A 15,342-nucleotide genomic window follows, 5' to 3' on the forward strand; every position below is an offset into this window, starting at 1 on the left:
CCCCATGCCAGCTTCCTCGATCCTTCTCGAAGTCATCGCGACGACGATCGGCGACGCGAGAGCCGCCGCGCGCGCGGGCGCCGACCGCATCGAGCTCGTGACCGCGATCAGCGAGGGCGGCTTGACGCCGAGCATCGGCGTGATCGAAGCCGTCGTCGCCGCGGTGCCGATTCCCGTCAATGTGATCGTGCGCCCGCACAGCCGCTCGTTCCGCTACGACGCGAGCGAGCTCGCGGCGATCGCGCGCGACGTGCGCGCGGCCGTCGCGGCGGGTGCGAACGGCGTCGTGTTCGGGATGCTCGACGCGCACGGCGACATCGATCTCGATGCATTGCGGCGCATCGCCGATGCGGCCGACGGGCGCGACCTCACGTTCCATCGCGCGTTCGACGTCGCGCGCGATCTGAACGCCGCGTTCGATACGTTGCTGCGCGTGCCGTGCGTCACGTCGGTGCTGACGTCGGGCGGGCATCCGTCGGTGCTCGATGCGCGCGATGTCGTCGCGCGGATGGTGCGGCGCGCCGAGGGCACGACGTGCACGGTGCTCGCCGGCGCGGGGCTCACAGTCGATGCGCTCGGCGACTTCGTGCGCGCCACGGGCGTGCGGGCCGTGCATTTCGGCTCGGGCGTGCGCGAGCGCGGCGAGGTGCTCGCGCCGGTCGACGAGCGGCGCGTCGCGAAGGCGCGCGCGACGCTCGACGCGGCGGCGCGGGGGTAGCGCCCCGGTTGCGCGTGCGGCGCGCGCATCGGCGGGCGACGTGCGCTGCGCATCGCGCAAAAAAGCCGGGACGTCGCCCGGCTTTTTGCTGGCATGCCGCCGGCGTTCAGGCGCTCAACTGCGTCGCTTCGGTCGCCGACATCCCGAGCCGCGCGAGCAGCTTGCGATCCGCTTCGGCGCGCGGATTGCCGGTCGTGAGCAGCACGTCGCCGTAGAACATCGAATTCGCGCCGGCGAGGAAGCACAGCGCCTGCATCGAATCGTCGAGCTGCTCGCGGCCTGCCGACAAGCGCACCATTGCCTTCGGCATCGTGATGCGCGCGACCGCGATCGTGCGCACGAACTCGAACGGATCGAGCGCTTGCGCGTTCTCGAGCGGCGTGCCCTCGATCGCGACGAGATTGTTGATCGGCACCGATTCCGGATACGGGTTCATGTTCGCGAGCTGCGCGATGAGGCCTGCGCGCTCGCGGCGCGATTCGCCCATCCCGATGATCCCGCCGCAGCACACGTTGATGCCCGCGTCGCGCACGCGCTCGAGCGTGTCGAGGCGATCCTGGTACGTGCGCGTCGAGATGATCTGGCCGTAGAACTCGGGCGACGTGTCGAGGTTGTGGTTGTAATAGTCGAGGCCCGCCTCCGCCAGCGCCTTCGCCTGGTGTTCTTCGAGCATGCCGAGCGTCACGCACGTCTCGAGGCCCATGTCCTTCACGCCGCGGATCATCTCCTTGATCGGCTCGATGTGGCGATCCTTCGGGTTGCGCCACGCGGCGCCCATGCAGAAGCGCGTCGCGCCGTTTTCCTTCGCGGTGCGCGCGGCGGCGAGCACGGCGTCCACTTCCATCAGTTTCTCCGCCTTCAGGCCGGTGTCGTGATGCGCGGATTGCGAGCAGTAGCCGCAATCCTCCTCGCATCCGCCCGTCTTGATCGATAGCAGCGTCGACAGCTGGATCGCGTTCGCGTCGAAGTGCTCGCGGTGCGTCTGCTGCGCGCGGAACAGCAGATCGTTGAACGGCAGCTCGTAGAGCGCGATCACGTCGGCGACGCGCCAGCGCGGCGCGACGGGCGCGGCCACCGGCGTTTCGGTCGTCGGGCAAGCGGTTTGAGCTTCAGTCATGTCGGTCATCCTTCGGTCAGGGATCGATTCGAAAAATCAGTGATAAACGGGGCGCGCGTCAGCGCGGCGCGGTTTCGCGCAGCGCGCCCAGCAAGCGGTTCACGTCGAGCGAGCGCGACGCCGCTTCCGGCGACGGCGGGCTCATGTGCGCGATGTCGCCGAGTAGCGGCGCGCCGTGCTCGCGTTCGAGCCACGCGCGCAGCGTGTCGACGTTGTCGTCGGCGAAGCGCATCGCGGCATCGACGCGGTTCGCGACCCAGCCGGCGATCGCGAGGCCGCGCGCGGCGATCGCGTCGGCGGTGAGGAGCGCGTGGCTGATGCAGCCGAGCCGCACGCCGACGACGAGCACGACGGGCAGGCCGAGCGCGACCGCCAGATCGGCGGTGTCGCGCGTGCCGGCGAGCGGCACGCGAAAGCCGCCGACGCCTTCGACGACGACGACGTCCGCCCTCTCGCACGCGCGGCGATGCGCGCCGACGATCGTATCGATGTCGAGCGCGACGCCCTCGCGCGCGGCGGCGATGTGCGGCGCGGCGGCCGCCTTCAGCAGGAACGGCGTGCGGATCGTGGCGGGCAGCGCGACGTTCGCGGCCGCGTCGAGCTGGTCCGCGTCCTCGTTGCGCCACACGCCGTCGCGCTGGTACGCGCCCGCGGCGATCGGCTTCATCGCGGCCGCGCGCAGCCCCGCGCGCGCGAAGCCGTGCAGCAGCGCGGTCGATACGAAGGTCTTGCCGATCTCGGTGTCGGTGCCCGTCACGAACAGCGAGAGCGGCGCGCTCATGCGGCGGCCTCGATCGGCGTGACGAGCGCCGCTTCGAGGCGCGCGAGATCGGCGAACGAGTGCGCGGCCGACAGCGAGATCCGCAGCCGCGACGTGCCGGCCGGCACCGTCGGCGGGCGGATCGCGGGCACCCACAGGCCCTGCGCGTCGAGCGCGGCCATCGCGGCGAGCGTCGCTTCGTTGCTGCCGATCACGAGCGGCTGCACGGCCGTGTGCGAATCGACCGGTTGCCACGGCGTCGCGCGCAGGATCGCTCGCGTGCGCTCGATCAGCGCGGCGAGATGCGCGCGCCGCGCGTCGCCTTCGTCGCTCGCGATCACCGCGAGGCTCGCGGACACCGCGCACGCGACGGACGGCGGCGCGGCCGTCGTGAAGATGTAGCTGCGCGCGCGCTGCACGAGCCATTCGATCACCGTCTCGTGCGCGACGATAAACGCGCCCGCGGCGCCCGCCGCCTTGCCGAGCGTGCCGACGTAGACGAGGTTCGGCGAGCGCAGCCCGTGCGCGGCGAGTGCGCCGCGGCCTTGAGGGCCGAGCACGCCGAAGCCGTGCGCATCGTCGACGACGAGCCATGCGCCGTGCGCTTCGGCGAGCGCGACGAGCCGCGCGAGCGGTGCGACGTCGCCGTCCATGCTGAACACGGTGTCGGAGACGATCAGCTTCGTCGGCGCGTCGCAGGCGCGCAGGAGCGCGTCGAGCGCGTCGGCGTCGCCGTGCGGGTAGACCTGCACGTTCGCGCGCGACAGCCGCGTGCCGTCGATCAGCGACGCGTGATTGAGCGCGTCGGAGAAGATCGTCGCGCCGCGGCCCGCGAGCGCGGTGAGCGCGGCGAGGTTCGCCATGTAGCCGGTGCTGAAGTAGAGCGCGCGCGGCGCGTCGGAGAAGCCGCCCGAGAACGCGGCGAGCTCGTCTTCGAGCGCCGCGTGCGCGCGCGAGTGGCCGCCGAGCAGATGCGAGCCGCCGCTGCCCGCGCCGTAGCGCCGCGCGCCCTCGGCGAACGCTTCGATCAAGCGCGGATGCGCGGCGAGCCCGAGGTAGTCGTTGCTCGCGAAGCCGACGATCTCGCGGCCGTCGACGCTCATGTGCGCGCTGCATGCGGTGTCCGCGATGCGGCGGCGGCGGCGCAGCCCCTGTGCGTCGATGTCGGCCAGGCCGCGTTCGAGCGTGGCGAGCAGATTCATGCGTGAGTCTCCGAAAGCGTTGCGTCGAGCGTCGCGCGCGTGCGCGATGCAAGCCATTCGATCTCGCCGTCGGCGAGGATGTAAGGCGGCATCAGATAGACCGTCGTGCCGATCGGGCGCAGCAGCGTCTCGCGTGCGAGCGCGCGCTCGAAGAAGCGGCGCGGGAACGTTTTCGCCGCATCGCCTTCGAGCGCGACGTCGAACGCGAAGATCGTGCCGCGCTCGCGCAGGTGGCGCACCTGCGGATGCGACGCGAGCGGCGCGAGCGCTTCGCGCATCAGCGCGGACTTGCGCGCGTTTTCGGCGAGCACGTCGTCGGTGTCGAACAGATCGAGCGTCGCGACGGCCGCGCGGCACGCGAGCGGATTGCCCGTGTACGAATGCGAGTGCAAAAAGCCGCGCGTCACGTCGTCGTCGTAGAACGCGTCGAAGATCGCGTCGCGCGACAGCACGAGCGACAGCGGCAGGTAGCCGCCGCTGATGCCCTTCGACAGGCACAGGAAATCGGGCCACACGTGCGCCTGCTCGCATGCGAAGAACGTGCCGGTGCGCCCGCAGCCGACCGCGATCTCGTCGGCGATCAGATGCACGTCGTGCGCGTCGCACAGCGCGCGCAGGCCGCGCACGTAAGACGGATCGTGCATCGCGAAGCCGGCCGCGCACTGCACGAGCGGCTCGACGATCAGCGCGGCGATCTTTTCGCCGCGCTCGGCGAACAGGCGTTTCACGTCGCCGAGCGCGCGCGCGGCGACGTCGGCCGCCGTTTCGCCGTCGCGCGCGCCGCGCGCGTCCGGCGATGCGACGACGTGCGCCGCGCGAATCAGCGGATCGTACGCGTCCTTGAACAGCGCGACGTCGGTCACGCCGAGCGCGCCGATGGTCTCGCCGTGGTAACCGTTCGCGATGCAGACGAATTCGCGCTTGTCGCCGCGGCCGCGGTTGCGCCACGCGTGGAAGCTCATCTTCAGCGCGATCTCGACGGCCGACGCGCCGTCCGATGCAAAGAACGCATGGCCGAGCGTGTGCTGCGTGCGCGCGGCGAGCCGCTCGGCAAGCTCGATCGCGCTTTCGTGCGTGCAGCCGGCGAGCATCGCGTGCTCGAGCGTGTCGAGCTGCTGCTTGAGCGCCGCGTTGATGCGCGGGTTCGCGTGGCCGAACAGGTTCACCCACCACGAACTGATCGCGTCGAGATAGCGGTTGCCCGCGCGATCGAACAGCCACGCGCGTTCGCCGCGCGCGACGGGAATGAGCGGCAGCCGCTCGTGGTGCTTCATCTGCGTGCAAGGATGCCAGACCGCGCGCAGGCTGCGCGCGACCCAGTCGTCGGTTGCGTGTGTGCTCAAGACTGCTCCGGGACCAAAACGCGTCGAGGGCGCGCGAAGCGCCGCTCGCTCATGCGGGATCGACGGCGAGAACGCGTGCGATCGGATGGCGAAGAAAACGCGTGTGCAAATCGAAAACCGGGGCTGAGATTAGCGTGTTTTGCGCTCGGCTGCAGTACTCGTTACAAAACGCCGGAGCCTTGCCGGACGCGGAGTTCGGCGCATTTCGCGGCGTCTCGCGACGGTTCGTGACAGATCCTCCGAGTACGCCGGAGAAGACGGCGGCAAAGAGTCGCTACCCGTCGGGCGGCAATCGGGCGAGCGGCGGCTGAAAAACGTTCGATGTCTCGAAAAAAGGGCATGGTCGATGCGCCCGAATGCGCCCGTCGCGCGCGAATCGTCCGCGCGCACGGGCGATGCGCGATGCCGCATCGATATGAAATATGAGGAAAGAACCTGGGGGAAAAAGCGGGGCGGGCAGGCGCGCGCGATCGACCAGGCGGTCAGCCGAGCGGCATCGTCAGCAGCGGCGGATCAGCGGCTTGCGAGCGCGTGCGCCGCGCTCGCCGATTCGTCGGCCGTTTGCGTGCCCGCGTCGCGCCACACGACGCGATCGTCGACCGCATACAGCTGGCACGCGCCCGCGCCCTGCTTGCGGCAGCCGTCGAGCGCGAGCGCCATCGGATCGTCGCCGCCTTCGGCCCACGACCACGCGCCTTCGCTCGACACCGCGAACGCGCGGCTCGGATGCTGTGCGAGAAAGCGCCGATACGCGGCGCGGCCGACGTCGTCGATGAACGGCACCGCGTCGACCGATTCGATCTCCGCATAGCCGCTTGCCTTCGGCTCGTGAGGGTTCGCGACCGCGTAGCGGACCGACGTCGGCAGGCTCAGCTGCGCGAGGAACGATGCGACGGGCGGCCACCAGATCGGCACGCCGTCGCGATCGACGATGATCCGGTGCGCGTCGTCCTTGTAGCGGCCGAAATCGACGAAGAGCGTGCTCGCGCCGTGCGACATGTACGCGTCGCGAAGTTGCGCGACGAGCGCGGGCGACCACACCGAGTCGTTGTCGCCGTACAGCCAAAGCGACGGCACATGCGTGCGCGAGCCGTACGTGTCGAACGCGTTGACGAGGTTCTTCTGCCAGCCTTCGCAGAGATCCTGGCGCAGCCCGCCCGAGAAGTTGATGATTCCGCGCACGCCGCGCGCGGCCTCGGTGCCGTACGCGAGCGACACGAGCCCGCCGTGCGACGTGCCCGCTACGACGACGTGCTTCGCGTCGACGTAAGGCAGCTTCGACATATAGCCGATCGTCGCCGCGACGTCGCGCGCCTGCGCGACGCCGTTGCGCTCGACGTCGCAGCCTTCCTGGATGTAGGTGCCGCCCGACCCCGCGAAGCCTTCGCGGTTCGGCGCGACGACCGCGTAGCCGCGCCGCACGAACTCGCGCGCGAACGACAGCGGCCGGCTGCGCGGCTGCGCGCGCAGATCGCCGGGATTCTTGCCGTGGTTGAACACGACGAGCGGGAAGGGGCCGGGGCCATCCGGCTTGAACACCGTCGCCTCGAGCGTGATCGCGCCGGCCGCGTCGACCGGAATGCGGATGACCGTTTCGTTGAGATTCGCGGCGACGGGCGGCAGGCCCGAATCGCCGTAGTCGAAGCGCTCGGCGTTCGCGAGCGCGCCGGATGCGCGCGGCGCGGCGGCGGGTGCGGACGGAATGTCGGGCGGCAGCGGGCCGGCCTGAGCGGCAGACAGCACGCATGCCGCGATCCATCCCGTCATCACCTTGCCGAATGCCATGCCCGAGCCCACCCACGCGAATTGCACCAAACGTGGGCCATCCTAGCCTGACAAATTTCGATTGCGCAACGCCGGAATTACCCGGCCATGCCGAAATGTGCGGCGGAATCCGCAGCGGTGCGAAGCGATGGACTCAGCGCTCGCTTACATCGCCGTCCACGTAGCGCCACGCGCCTTGCGCGTCGCGCGTGAAACGGCTTGTTTCGTGCATCCGGTGCGCGCGTCCGCCGATTTTGTAGCGCGCGACGAATTCCACTTCGGCGTGCGTATCGTCGAGTTGCGCATGGCGCTTGATCGCGAGGCCGAGCCAGCGCGGCGCGTCGGCGCGGCCTGCGTCGGCGTCGAGATCGGGCGGGCAGGTGCGCGGGTCCCAGGTCGCGCGCAGATAGTCGGTTGCGCCGAGCACGTACGCGCTGTAGCGCGAGCGCATCAGTTCGAGCGCGGTCGCCGCGGTGGCGTGCCCGTCGATCAGGCGTGCGCAGCAATCCGCGTAGCGCGGCGCGCGCGCGTTCGCGCTCGCGCCGGGCGCGGCGCCGCCGCACGGGCAATCGAGCGGGCGCTCGGAGACATTCGTTGTGGCTTGCATCGTGATTCGAGGAGCGACGGCGGCGCGCCGGCTCACCAGCCGAGCTCGACGCCGTCGTATTGGAAGAAGCGGCCGTTCGCGCGCTCGCGGTCGCCCGCCGCCTGCGCGATCACGCGGCGCATGCCGGCGACGCTCGCCTGCGGTTCGAGCGCGGCTTGCGCGCCGCCCATGTCGGTGCGCACCCAGCCCGGATGCAGCGCGATGCAGGCCGCGTGCCGCGCCTGCAGCGACGCGATCTTGAGCGCGTCGTTCACCGCGGCCTTGCTCGCGCGATAGAGCCAGCCCGTCGTGCCGGTCGCCTCGCTGATGCTGCCCATCTTGCTCGACAGCACCGCGAGGACGCCGCGGCTCGCCTCGACGAGCGGCAGCAGGATCGGCATCAGCAGCATCGGGCCGAGCACGTTCGTATGCATCACCGCATCGAAGTCCTCCGCGCCGACGGGCTCGACGCCCGCCGTGCGCGGGCCGTACACGCCCGATACGACGACGGCCGCGTCGAGCGCGGTGTCGCCGAGCCGCGCGTCGAACGCCGCGACGTCGTCGGGCCGCGCGACGTCGAGCGCGAGCGTGCGCGCGCCGAGCGCATCGAGCGACGCGAGCGACGCCGCGTCGCGCGCGGTGGCGATCACGCGCCACCCGTCGCGCAGATATTGGCCGACGAATTCGCGGCCGATGCCGCGCGATGCGCCGACGATCAATACGGTCTTCATCGGAGGACTCCTGTTCGGGGGCGCGGCGGAAGTCAGATCAGCTCGATGCCCATCGCGGTCGCCTCGCCGCCGCCGATGCACAGGCTCGCGACGCCGCGCTTGGCCGCGCGCGCGCGCAGCGCGCCGATCAGCGTGACGAGGATGCGGGCGCCCGACGCGCCGATCGGATGGCCGAGCGCGCATGCGCCGCCGTTGACGTTGACTTTGTCGTGCGGCAGGCCGTGCTCCTTCATCGCCGCCATCGTGACGACCGCGAACGCCTCGTTGATCTCGTAGAGGTCGACCTCGGCCGCGCGCCAGCCGTTCTTGTCGAACAGGCGCCGGATCGCGCCGACGGGCGCCGTCGTGAACTTCGACGGCGCTTGCGCGAACGTCGAATGGCCGACGACGCGCGCGAGCGGCGTGACGCCCAGCCTGTTCGCCGTCGACGCGCGCATCATCACGAGCGCGGCCGCGCCGTCGGAGATCGACGACGAATTCGCGGCGGTCACGGTGCCCGTCTTGCTGAACGCGGGCTTGAGGGTCGGGATCTTCTCGGGGTTCGCCTTGAACGGCTGCTCGTCGCGCGCGACCACCGTGTCGCCCTTCTTGCCGGCCACCGTGACGGACGCGATTTCCCACGCGAACGAGCCGTCCTCGTTCGCCCGCTTCGCGCGCGCGAGCGATTCGATCGCGAACGCGTCCTGCGCCTCGCGCGAGAACGCGTATTCGCCCGCGCATTCCTCGGCGAACGTGCCCATCAGGCGGCCCTTGTCGTAGGCGTCCTCGAGGCCGTCGAGGAACATGTGGTCGAGCACCTGGCCGTGGCCCATGCGCATGCCCGCGCGCGCCTTCGGCAGCAGGTACGGCGCATTCGTCATGCTTTCCATGCCGCCCGCGACGATCACGTCGACCGAGCCCGCGATGAGCATGTCGTGCGCGAACATCGCCGCGCGCATGCCCGAGCCGCACATCTTGTTGACCGTCGTGCAGCCGACCGACAGCGGCAGCTTCGCGCCGAGCGCGGCCTGCCGCGCCGGGGCCTGTCCCTGTCCCGCGGGCAGCACGCAGCCCATCACCGCCTCGTCGATCTGCTCCGGTTTCAAGCCCGCGCGCTCGAGCGCCGCGGCGATCGCGACCGCGCCCAGCTGCGGCGCGGCGAGCGACGCGAAGTCGCCCTGAAAGCCCGCGATCGGCGTGCGCGCCGCCGACGCGATGACGATCGGGTCCTGATCAACAGTCGTCATGTTTCGTCTCCTTGATGGTTTGGGCAATGAGATCGGCCGCATCGGCCGCCACGACGTCATTGTCCGCCGAATGCGCGCCGTTTGCCGAGAGCGCGCCGACCGCGCGGCGGTACGTCGCATCGAGCTGTTCGGCATGCGACACGGCCATTCCGAGGTTGCGCATCCGGCCGTCGTGCACGCCGTAGACGAGCGCGTGCACGGTGAGCGACTGGCCGCGCGCCCACGCGTCGTTGACGATCGTCGTGCGGCACACGTTGACGACCTGCTCGATCGCGTTGAGCTCGATCAGGCGCCGGTAGCGCGCCTCGCCGAGCGGCCAATCCTCGAGCAGCGCCGCATGCTTTTCGCGCACGTCCTGCACGTGGTGCAGCCAGTTGTCCGCGAGCCCGACGCGGCGGCTGTGCAGCGCGGCGTTCACGCCCGAGCAGCCGTAGTGGCCGACGACCATGATGTGCTTGACCTTCAGCAGGTCGACCGCGAACTGGATCACCGACAGGCAGTTCAGGTCGGTGTGCACGACGACGTTCGCGATGTTGCGATGGACGAACACTTCGCCCGGCGGCAGGCCGATGATCTGGTTCGCGGGCACGCGCGAATCGGAGCAGCCGATCCACAGATATTCGGGCGCCTGCTGGTCGGCGAGGCGCGAGAAGTAGTGCGGGTCGTCGGCGAGCTTGCGCCTGACCCAGGCGTCGTTGTTGTCGAACAGATGGGAGAGCGGATGGTCGTTCGTGTTCATCTCAAGTGTAGGTTCCGTGGGATGAAAAAAAGAGCGTTCGCACGCGGGCGAGCGGCGGCGCTCACGCGGCGGCGCGCTTGCCGTCTTCGGCCGCGTCGCCCGGCGCGAAGCGCTCCGGATAGCGGAGGCAAAAGCGCAGCGCCGGCTCGTAGGCGAAGAAATCGGGCAGCTCGCCGCGCAGCAGGCGGTCCTTGCTGTCCTGCCAGAGCTGCGGATCGAAGAAATCCGCGTGATGCGCGAGGAAGTGCTCGCGCACGCGCGGGTCGCCAAGCAGGAACGGCGCGTAGGTTTCTGGGAAGATGTCGTGCGGGCCGACCGTGTACCACGGCTCGCCCGACATCTCGTCTTCGTCGTTGCGCGGCGGCGGCACGCGGCGCACGTTGCAGTCGGTCAGGTATTCGATCTCGTCGTAGTCGTAGAACACGACGCGCCCGTGGCGCGTCACGCCGAAGTTCTTGTACAGCATGTCGCCGGGGAAGATGTTCGCCTGGATCAGTTCCTTCACCGCGTTGCCGTATTCGCGCACGCCGTGCTCGATCTCGGCGTCGCTGCCGTTTTGCAGATACAGGTTGAGCGGCACCATCCGGCGCTCGATGTACAGGTGCTTGATGACGAGGCTGTCGCCCTCGTATTCGATGAGCGACGGCACTTCCTTTTCGAGCTCGCGCACGAGCGCGTCGTCGAGCCGCGCGAGCGGCAGCGCGACGCTCGAGTATTCGAGCGTGTCCGCCATCCGGCCGAGGCGGTCGTGGCGCTTGACGAGCAGGTATTTGTCCATGATCTGCTCGCGCGTCGTTTCCTTCGGCGGCGGGAAGTGATCCTTGATCATCTTGAACACGTACGGGAACGACGGCAGCGTGAACACGAGCATCACGAGGCCCTTGATGCCGGGCGCGATGATGAAGCGGTCGCTCGAATGCGACAGGTGATGCAGCAGATCGCGGTAGAACAGGTTCTTGCCCTGCTTCTGCAGGCCCACCGACGTGTAGATCTCCGCCTTCGGCTTGCCCGGCATGATCGAGCGCAGGAACTGCACGTACGCGGACGGCACGTTCATGTCGACGAGGAAGTACGAGTGCGAGAAGCTGAAGATGATCTTCAGCTGGTCGCGCCGCAGGAGCACCGTGTCGAGCGCGAGAACGCCCGCGCGCGCGTGGCGGATCGGCACCGCGAACGGCAGCACGCGGTCGCCGTTGATGATGCGCCCGACGATGTACGCGGTCTTGTTCCGGTAGAACAGCGACGAGAGCACGTGGATCTGGAAATTCACCGCTTCGTCGAACGCGCCGAACTCGTCGTGGATCGCCTGCATGATGCACGCGATGTCGCGCTCGAGATCCTCGAACGGCGGGTTGAGCTGGAAGTTCGTGACGATCCGCTCGAGCGTCGCGGCGAGCCCCTCGCTGCCCGGATAGTACGCGCGGTACGTCGGCTTCGCGGCGGGCTCGTCGTTCTCGATGTATTCGGTCGAGATCGCCGGGCGCACGAAGATGAAATCGTTGTTGAAGTACGCGCGATGCAGGATCTTGCAGCACACCGAATTGAAGAACGTTTCCGCGCATTCGGGCTGGCGGTGCGACGTCAGGAGGCCGATGTAATGCAGCTTGATCTGCGGCCAGACGTCGTGGTCGATGTTCTCCGCGTCGTACTCGTCCTCGAGCAGCTCGACGCACTCGCGCACGCGGTCGTCGTACGACGTGATGCGCTCGCGCGCGAGCCGCTGCAGCCCGTGCCAGTCCGAGCGCTCGAACAGGTCCTTCGCTTCGACGGCCGCCTCGCGGAAGATCCGGTAGTGGCGATCGAAGTTCTCGAGGATCGTCTGCGCGACGTCGAAGCCGATCTGCGAGGACAGCAGTTTGGGAAAGTGATTCATCGTGCGCGGGCTCACGGGCGGAAAGCTCACGCCATTTTAGCGCCGGGCGGGCGCGCTTTAGCCATTGCAGGGCGATTCGGCGCAGGCGGCCGGTGCGGCCGGTTCGGCGACGTTGCGCGACATTCGGCGGATCTTCACGCAACGATCGGAGTTCGCGCGGGATTCTGGCGCGATCTTTTTTTCAGGGGCGCGAAGGCGGTCCGGCGCGCCTTCGCGCGTTGAGCGATAGAATCGGTTCCGGTTCGCGCCGTGCCGCGGGCCCGACGACAACGCAACGAGACACCCCCGATGAACGCACTGGAACACCAACTCGATTACCCGCTCGCCGACACGCTGCCCGAGCCGGGCGGCTTCGTCGAGGTCGCGCCGGGCGTGCGCTGGCTGCGCATGCCGCTGCCGTTCGCGCTCGACCACATCAATCTCTGGCTGCTGCGCGACGAGATCGACGGGCAGGCGGGCTGGACGGTCGTCGACTGCGGGATCGCGTCGGCGGACATCAAGGCGCATTGGGAGCGGATCTTCGATGCGCATCTGGACGGCCTGCCCGTGCTGCGCGTGATCGTCACGCACTGCCATCCGGATCATTTCGGACTCGCGAACTGGCTGTGCGAAGGCGGCGAGCGCGGGCGCTGGAACGTGCGGCTGTGGATGACGCTCGGCGAATACCTGTTCGGCTGCCTGATGGCGGCCGGAAACGGTTCGAACGCGGGCGGGCCCGCCGCCGCCGATCATTTCGCGCGCCATGGCCTGGCCGATCCGGCCGCGCTCGACAAGCTGCGCAACCGCCGCAGCTACTTCTCGGATCTCGTGCCCGCCGTGCCGCCGCGCTACCGGCGGCTGCGCGAAGGCGACGCGCTCGCGATCGGCGCGCGCGAATGGCGCGTCGTGACGGGCTATGGCCATTCGCCCGAACATTGCGCGCTCCACTGCGCGGCCGACGGCGTGCTGATCTCCGGCGACATGGTGCTGCCGCGAATCTCGACGAACGTGTCGGTGTTCGACCTCGAGCCGGAGGCGAACCCGCTCGCGCTGTATCTGGATTCGCTCGGCCGCTACGAATCGATGTCGGAGGGCACGCTCGTGCTGCCTTCGCACGGCAAGCCGTTTCGCGGCGTGAGAACGCGCATCGCGCAACTGCGCGCGCATCACGAAGCGCGCCTCGCCGAAGTGCGCGCCGCGTGCCGCGAGCGGCCGATGAGCGCGGCCGACATCGTGCCGATCATGTTCAAGCGCGGCGGGCTCGACATTCATCAGATGACTTTCGCGCTCGGCGAGGCGATCGCGCACCTGAACCTGCTGTGGCTCGCGGGCGAACTCGCGCGCGAGACGGGTGCGGACGGCGTGATCCGGTTCCGGCACGCGGGCTGACGCGACGGGCGGGGGCGCGGGGCGACGTCGGACGATCGGGCTCGGCGGGCGCGCTTGCGATTCCCGGGTGGCGCGTTTCGGTGTGGGCGGTCGATCCGGGTGCGGTCCGCGTGCCGCGGCGGCCGGCGGTCGATTGCCGCCGCCATACGGCCTCTCGGCCTCGCCGCTTCGCCGGCTCACCGAGGCGGCCGGCGCGCCCCGTCATGCAACGGGCTCGAAGCGCCAGCCCTCGCTCGTCCACCGCATCGCGTGCGTCGGCGCGAGCGCGTCGATGAACGCCGCGTCGTGCGACACCGCGACGATCGCCCCCGGAAAATCCGCGAGCGCCGCTTCGAACGCGCGCACCGATTCGAGATCGAGATGGTTCGTCGGCTCGTCGAGCAGCAGCAGTTGCGCGGGCGTCTCGCGCCATAGCGCGCACGCGAGCGCCGCCTTCAGCCGTTCGCCGCCGCTCAGCCGCGCGGCCGGCTGCGTCGCGCGCGCCGCGTCGAGCTGAAGCAGCGCGAGCCGGCTGCGCAGCTCGCCTTCCGCGAGCGGCGTGCGCAGCGCCGCGAGCTGCTCGACCACAGAGCGCCGCGGATCGAGCAGCGCGAGCCGCTGGTCGAGATACGCGAGCGGCACATGCGTGTCGCAGCGTCCCGCGCGCGGCGCGCATTCGCCCGCGAGCATGCGCAGCAGCGTCGATTTCCCGCAGCCGTTCGGCCCCGTGACCGCGATTCGCGCCGGCCCGTGCGCGGACCACGTGACGGTTGCCGCGCGCGCGTGCGCGGGCAGCCACGGCAGCCGCGCGGCGTCGAGCGTGAAGAGCCGCCGGCGCGCGCCGACCTCGGTGCCCGGCAGCGACACGAGCACCGGCGCGTCCGGCTCGACGCGCTGCGCCGCTTCCCGCACGGCGTCGCCCAAAGCGGCCTTCGCGTCGCGATGATCGCGCCGCACGAGGCCCATGATCTCGCGCGCGCTGTTCTTCAGCGACACGCGTTTGCCGCTCGGCAGGTTGGCCGTTTCCGCATAGCGGCGCGTGGCGGCTGCATGCCGCTGAATCGTGTCGTGCTCGCGCGCGAGCCGGCGGCGCTCGCGGTCGCGCTCCGCGTGCGCGTGATCGAGCGCGGCCTGCGCCGTTTGGGCTTCGGCGTCGCGTTGCGCGCGATACGCAGCGTAGTTGCCGCCATAGACGCGCGTGCCGCGCGGCGTCAGCTCGACGATCCGCTCGACGCCCGCGAGCAGCGCGCGATCGTGACTGACGACGACGAGGCCGCTGCGCCAGCCGGCGAGCGCCGCGCGCAGCCAGTCGCGGCCGGGCGCGTCGAGATGGTTCGTCGGTTCGTCGGCGACGAGCAGGTCCGCGCCCGACAGCAGCGCGCCGATCATCGCGACGCGCGCGAGCTGGCCGCCGCTCAGCGCGTGCGCGGGCGTGCGCGCGTCGATCGGCGGCAGGCCGGCGTCGCCGAGCGCCGCTTGCCAGCGCTCGGCGAGGTCCCAGCGCCCGTCGAGCAAGTCGAAGTCGTCCGCGCGCGCGTCGCCGCGCGCAACCCGCTCGAGCGCGGCGAGCGGCGCGTCGAGGCGCGCGACGGCGGCGGCCGTGCATTGCGGGTCGGGCATCGCGTCGGCGTCGTGCTGCGCGACGAACGCGATCGACGCGTGCCGCTCGATCGCGCCCGCCGTCGGCGCGAGCCGGCCGGCGATCAGGCGCGCGAGCACGCTCTTGCCGGCGCCGTTGCGGCCGACGATTGCAGTGGGCGTGCGATCGAACGTGAGGTCGAGCGAATCGAACAGCGTGACGCCGTCGTCGAAGCGAAAGGAAACGTGATGAAGCGCGACGAGCGCGCCGATGGGAGCGGTCCGGGCCATGAGCACCTCCGGAAATGGATTGCGACATTCGCGCGGCGCGTGCGGCGTGCATGGTGTGCACGAAGGG

At 70.1% G+C, this 15,342-nt stretch carries 13 protein-coding genes; 2 read left to right on the forward strand and 11 right to left on the reverse strand.

Features of this window, described 5'->3' with window-relative positions; all coding sequences use genetic code 11:
- The first annotated feature begins 4 nt into the window (after positions 1-4).
- Positions 5-718: a copper homeostasis protein CutC gene (locus BTH_RS13895; RefSeq protein ID WP_009893291.1), complete on the forward strand. Its 714-nt coding sequence runs from the start codon at positions 5-7 to the stop codon at positions 716-718.
- 106 nt (positions 719-824) lie between these two features.
- Here the strand turns inward: BTH_RS13895 and bioB are convergent, their stop codons facing one another.
- The 10 genes from bioB to aceK all read right to left on the reverse strand — a co-directional run bounded on the left by bioB (position 825) and on the right by aceK (position 12,059).
- A complete protein-coding gene (gene bioB, locus BTH_RS13900) occupies positions 825-1,835 on the reverse strand; it encodes a biotin synthase BioB (RefSeq protein WP_025369635.1) in 1,011 nt (336 codons plus the stop codon).
- Positions 1,836-1,893: 58 nt separating this feature from the next.
- Positions 1,894-2,616, reverse strand: coding sequence for a dethiobiotin synthase (gene bioD, locus BTH_RS13905; RefSeq protein ID WP_009893288.1), 723 nt, complete (start codon positions 2,614-2,616; stop codon positions 1,894-1,896).
- Positions 2,613-3,797, reverse strand: a complete 1,185-nt coding sequence (bioF, locus tag BTH_RS13910; RefSeq protein WP_009893287.1) for an 8-amino-7-oxononanoate synthase — start codon at positions 3,795-3,797, stop codon at positions 2,613-2,615. Before bioF ends, bioD begins: the two co-directional genes overlap by 4 nt.
- On the reverse strand, positions 3,794-5,140 hold the full coding sequence (gene bioA, locus BTH_RS13915) for an adenosylmethionine--8-amino-7-oxononanoate transaminase (RefSeq protein WP_009893284.1): 1,347 nt from the start codon (positions 5,138-5,140) through the stop codon (positions 3,794-3,796). The genes bioF and bioA overlap by 4 nt, the downstream gene beginning before the upstream one ends.
- Before the next feature lie 513 nt (positions 5,141-5,653).
- Positions 5,654-6,955, reverse strand: a complete 1,302-nt coding sequence (locus BTH_RS13920) for a dienelactone hydrolase family protein (protein ID WP_009908380.1) — start codon at positions 6,953-6,955, stop codon at positions 5,654-5,656.
- 103 nt (positions 6,956-7,058) lie between these two features.
- The gene (locus tag BTH_RS13925) at positions 7,059-7,511 is read right to left on the reverse strand and encodes a YchJ family protein (protein WP_009893282.1); all 453 of its coding nucleotides are present in this window, start codon (positions 7,509-7,511) and stop codon (positions 7,059-7,061) included.
- A 32-nt stretch (positions 7,512-7,543) separates the two neighbouring features.
- Entirely contained in the window at positions 7,544-8,221 is a 678-nt protein-coding gene (locus BTH_RS13930; RefSeq protein ID WP_009893280.1) for an SDR family oxidoreductase, read from the reverse strand.
- A gap of 32 nt (positions 8,222-8,253) precedes the next feature.
- Positions 8,254-9,447: an acetyl-CoA C-acetyltransferase gene (locus tag BTH_RS13935; protein WP_009893278.1), complete on the reverse strand. Its 1,194-nt coding sequence runs from the start codon at positions 9,445-9,447 to the stop codon at positions 8,254-8,256.
- Positions 9,434-10,186 (reverse strand): carbonate dehydratase, encoded by a 753-nt coding sequence (gene can, locus BTH_RS13940; RefSeq protein ID WP_009893276.1) that lies wholly within the window; start codon positions 10,184-10,186, stop codon positions 9,434-9,436. The genes BTH_RS13935 and can overlap by 14 nt, the downstream gene beginning before the upstream one ends.
- A 61-nt stretch (positions 10,187-10,247) precedes the next feature.
- Positions 10,248-12,059, reverse strand: a complete 1,812-nt coding sequence (gene aceK, locus BTH_RS13945; protein WP_009893275.1) for a bifunctional isocitrate dehydrogenase kinase/phosphatase — start codon at positions 12,057-12,059, stop codon at positions 10,248-10,250.
- Between the two features lie 288 nt (positions 12,060-12,347).
- On the opposite strand from aceK, the gene BTH_RS13950 reads away from it, so the two are divergent.
- A complete protein-coding gene (locus tag BTH_RS13950; RefSeq protein ID WP_009893273.1) occupies positions 12,348-13,427 on the forward strand; it encodes an MBL fold metallo-hydrolase in 1,080 nt (359 codons plus the stop codon).
- Between the two features lie 201 nt (positions 13,428-13,628).
- Here the strand turns inward: BTH_RS13950 and BTH_RS13955 are convergent, their stop codons facing one another.
- Positions 13,629-15,275: an ABC-F family ATP-binding cassette domain-containing protein gene (locus BTH_RS13955; RefSeq protein WP_009893271.1), complete on the reverse strand. Its 1,647-nt coding sequence runs from the start codon at positions 15,273-15,275 to the stop codon at positions 13,629-13,631.
- Positions 15,276-15,342: the final 67 nt, after the last annotated feature.

The sequence above is a fragment of the Burkholderia thailandensis E264 genome, from assembly GCF_000012365.1.
In the GTDB taxonomy this organism is placed as follows: domain Bacteria; phylum Pseudomonadota; class Gammaproteobacteria; order Burkholderiales; family Burkholderiaceae; genus Burkholderia; species Burkholderia thailandensis.

Coding starts and splice junctions, on each gene's coding strand:
- BTH_RS13895 (WP_009893291.1), top strand. CDS start 5: ATGCCAGCTTCCTCGATCCTTCTCGAAGTCATCGCGACGACGATCGGC.
- bioB (WP_025369635.1), bottom strand. CDS start 1,835: ATGACTGAAGCTCAAACCGCTTGCCCGACGACCGAAACGCCGGTGGCC.
- bioD (WP_009893288.1), bottom strand. CDS start 2,616: ATGAGCGCGCCGCTCTCGCTGTTCGTGACGGGCACCGACACCGAGATC.
- bioF (WP_009893287.1), bottom strand. CDS start 3,797: ATGAATCTGCTCGCCACGCTCGAACGCGGCCTGGCCGACATCGACGCA.
- BTH_RS13925 (WP_009893282.1), bottom strand. CDS start 7,511: ATGCAAGCCACAACGAATGTCTCCGAGCGCCCGCTCGATTGCCCGTGC.
- BTH_RS13930 (WP_009893280.1), bottom strand. CDS start 8,221: ATGAAGACCGTATTGATCGTCGGCGCATCGCGCGGCATCGGCCGCGAA.
- BTH_RS13935 (WP_009893278.1), bottom strand. CDS start 9,447: ATGACGACTGTTGATCAGGACCCGATCGTCATCGCGTCGGCGGCGCGC.
- can (WP_009893276.1), bottom strand. CDS start 10,186: ATGAACACGAACGACCATCCGCTCTCCCATCTGTTCGACAACAACGAC.
- aceK (WP_009893275.1), bottom strand. CDS start 12,059: ATGAATCACTTTCCCAAACTGCTGTCCTCGCAGATCGGCTTCGACGTC.
- BTH_RS13950 (WP_009893273.1), top strand. CDS start 12,348: ATGAACGCACTGGAACACCAACTCGATTACCCGCTCGCCGACACGCTG.
- BTH_RS13955 (WP_009893271.1), bottom strand. CDS start 15,275: ATGGCCCGGACCGCTCCCATCGGCGCGCTCGTCGCGCTTCATCACGTT.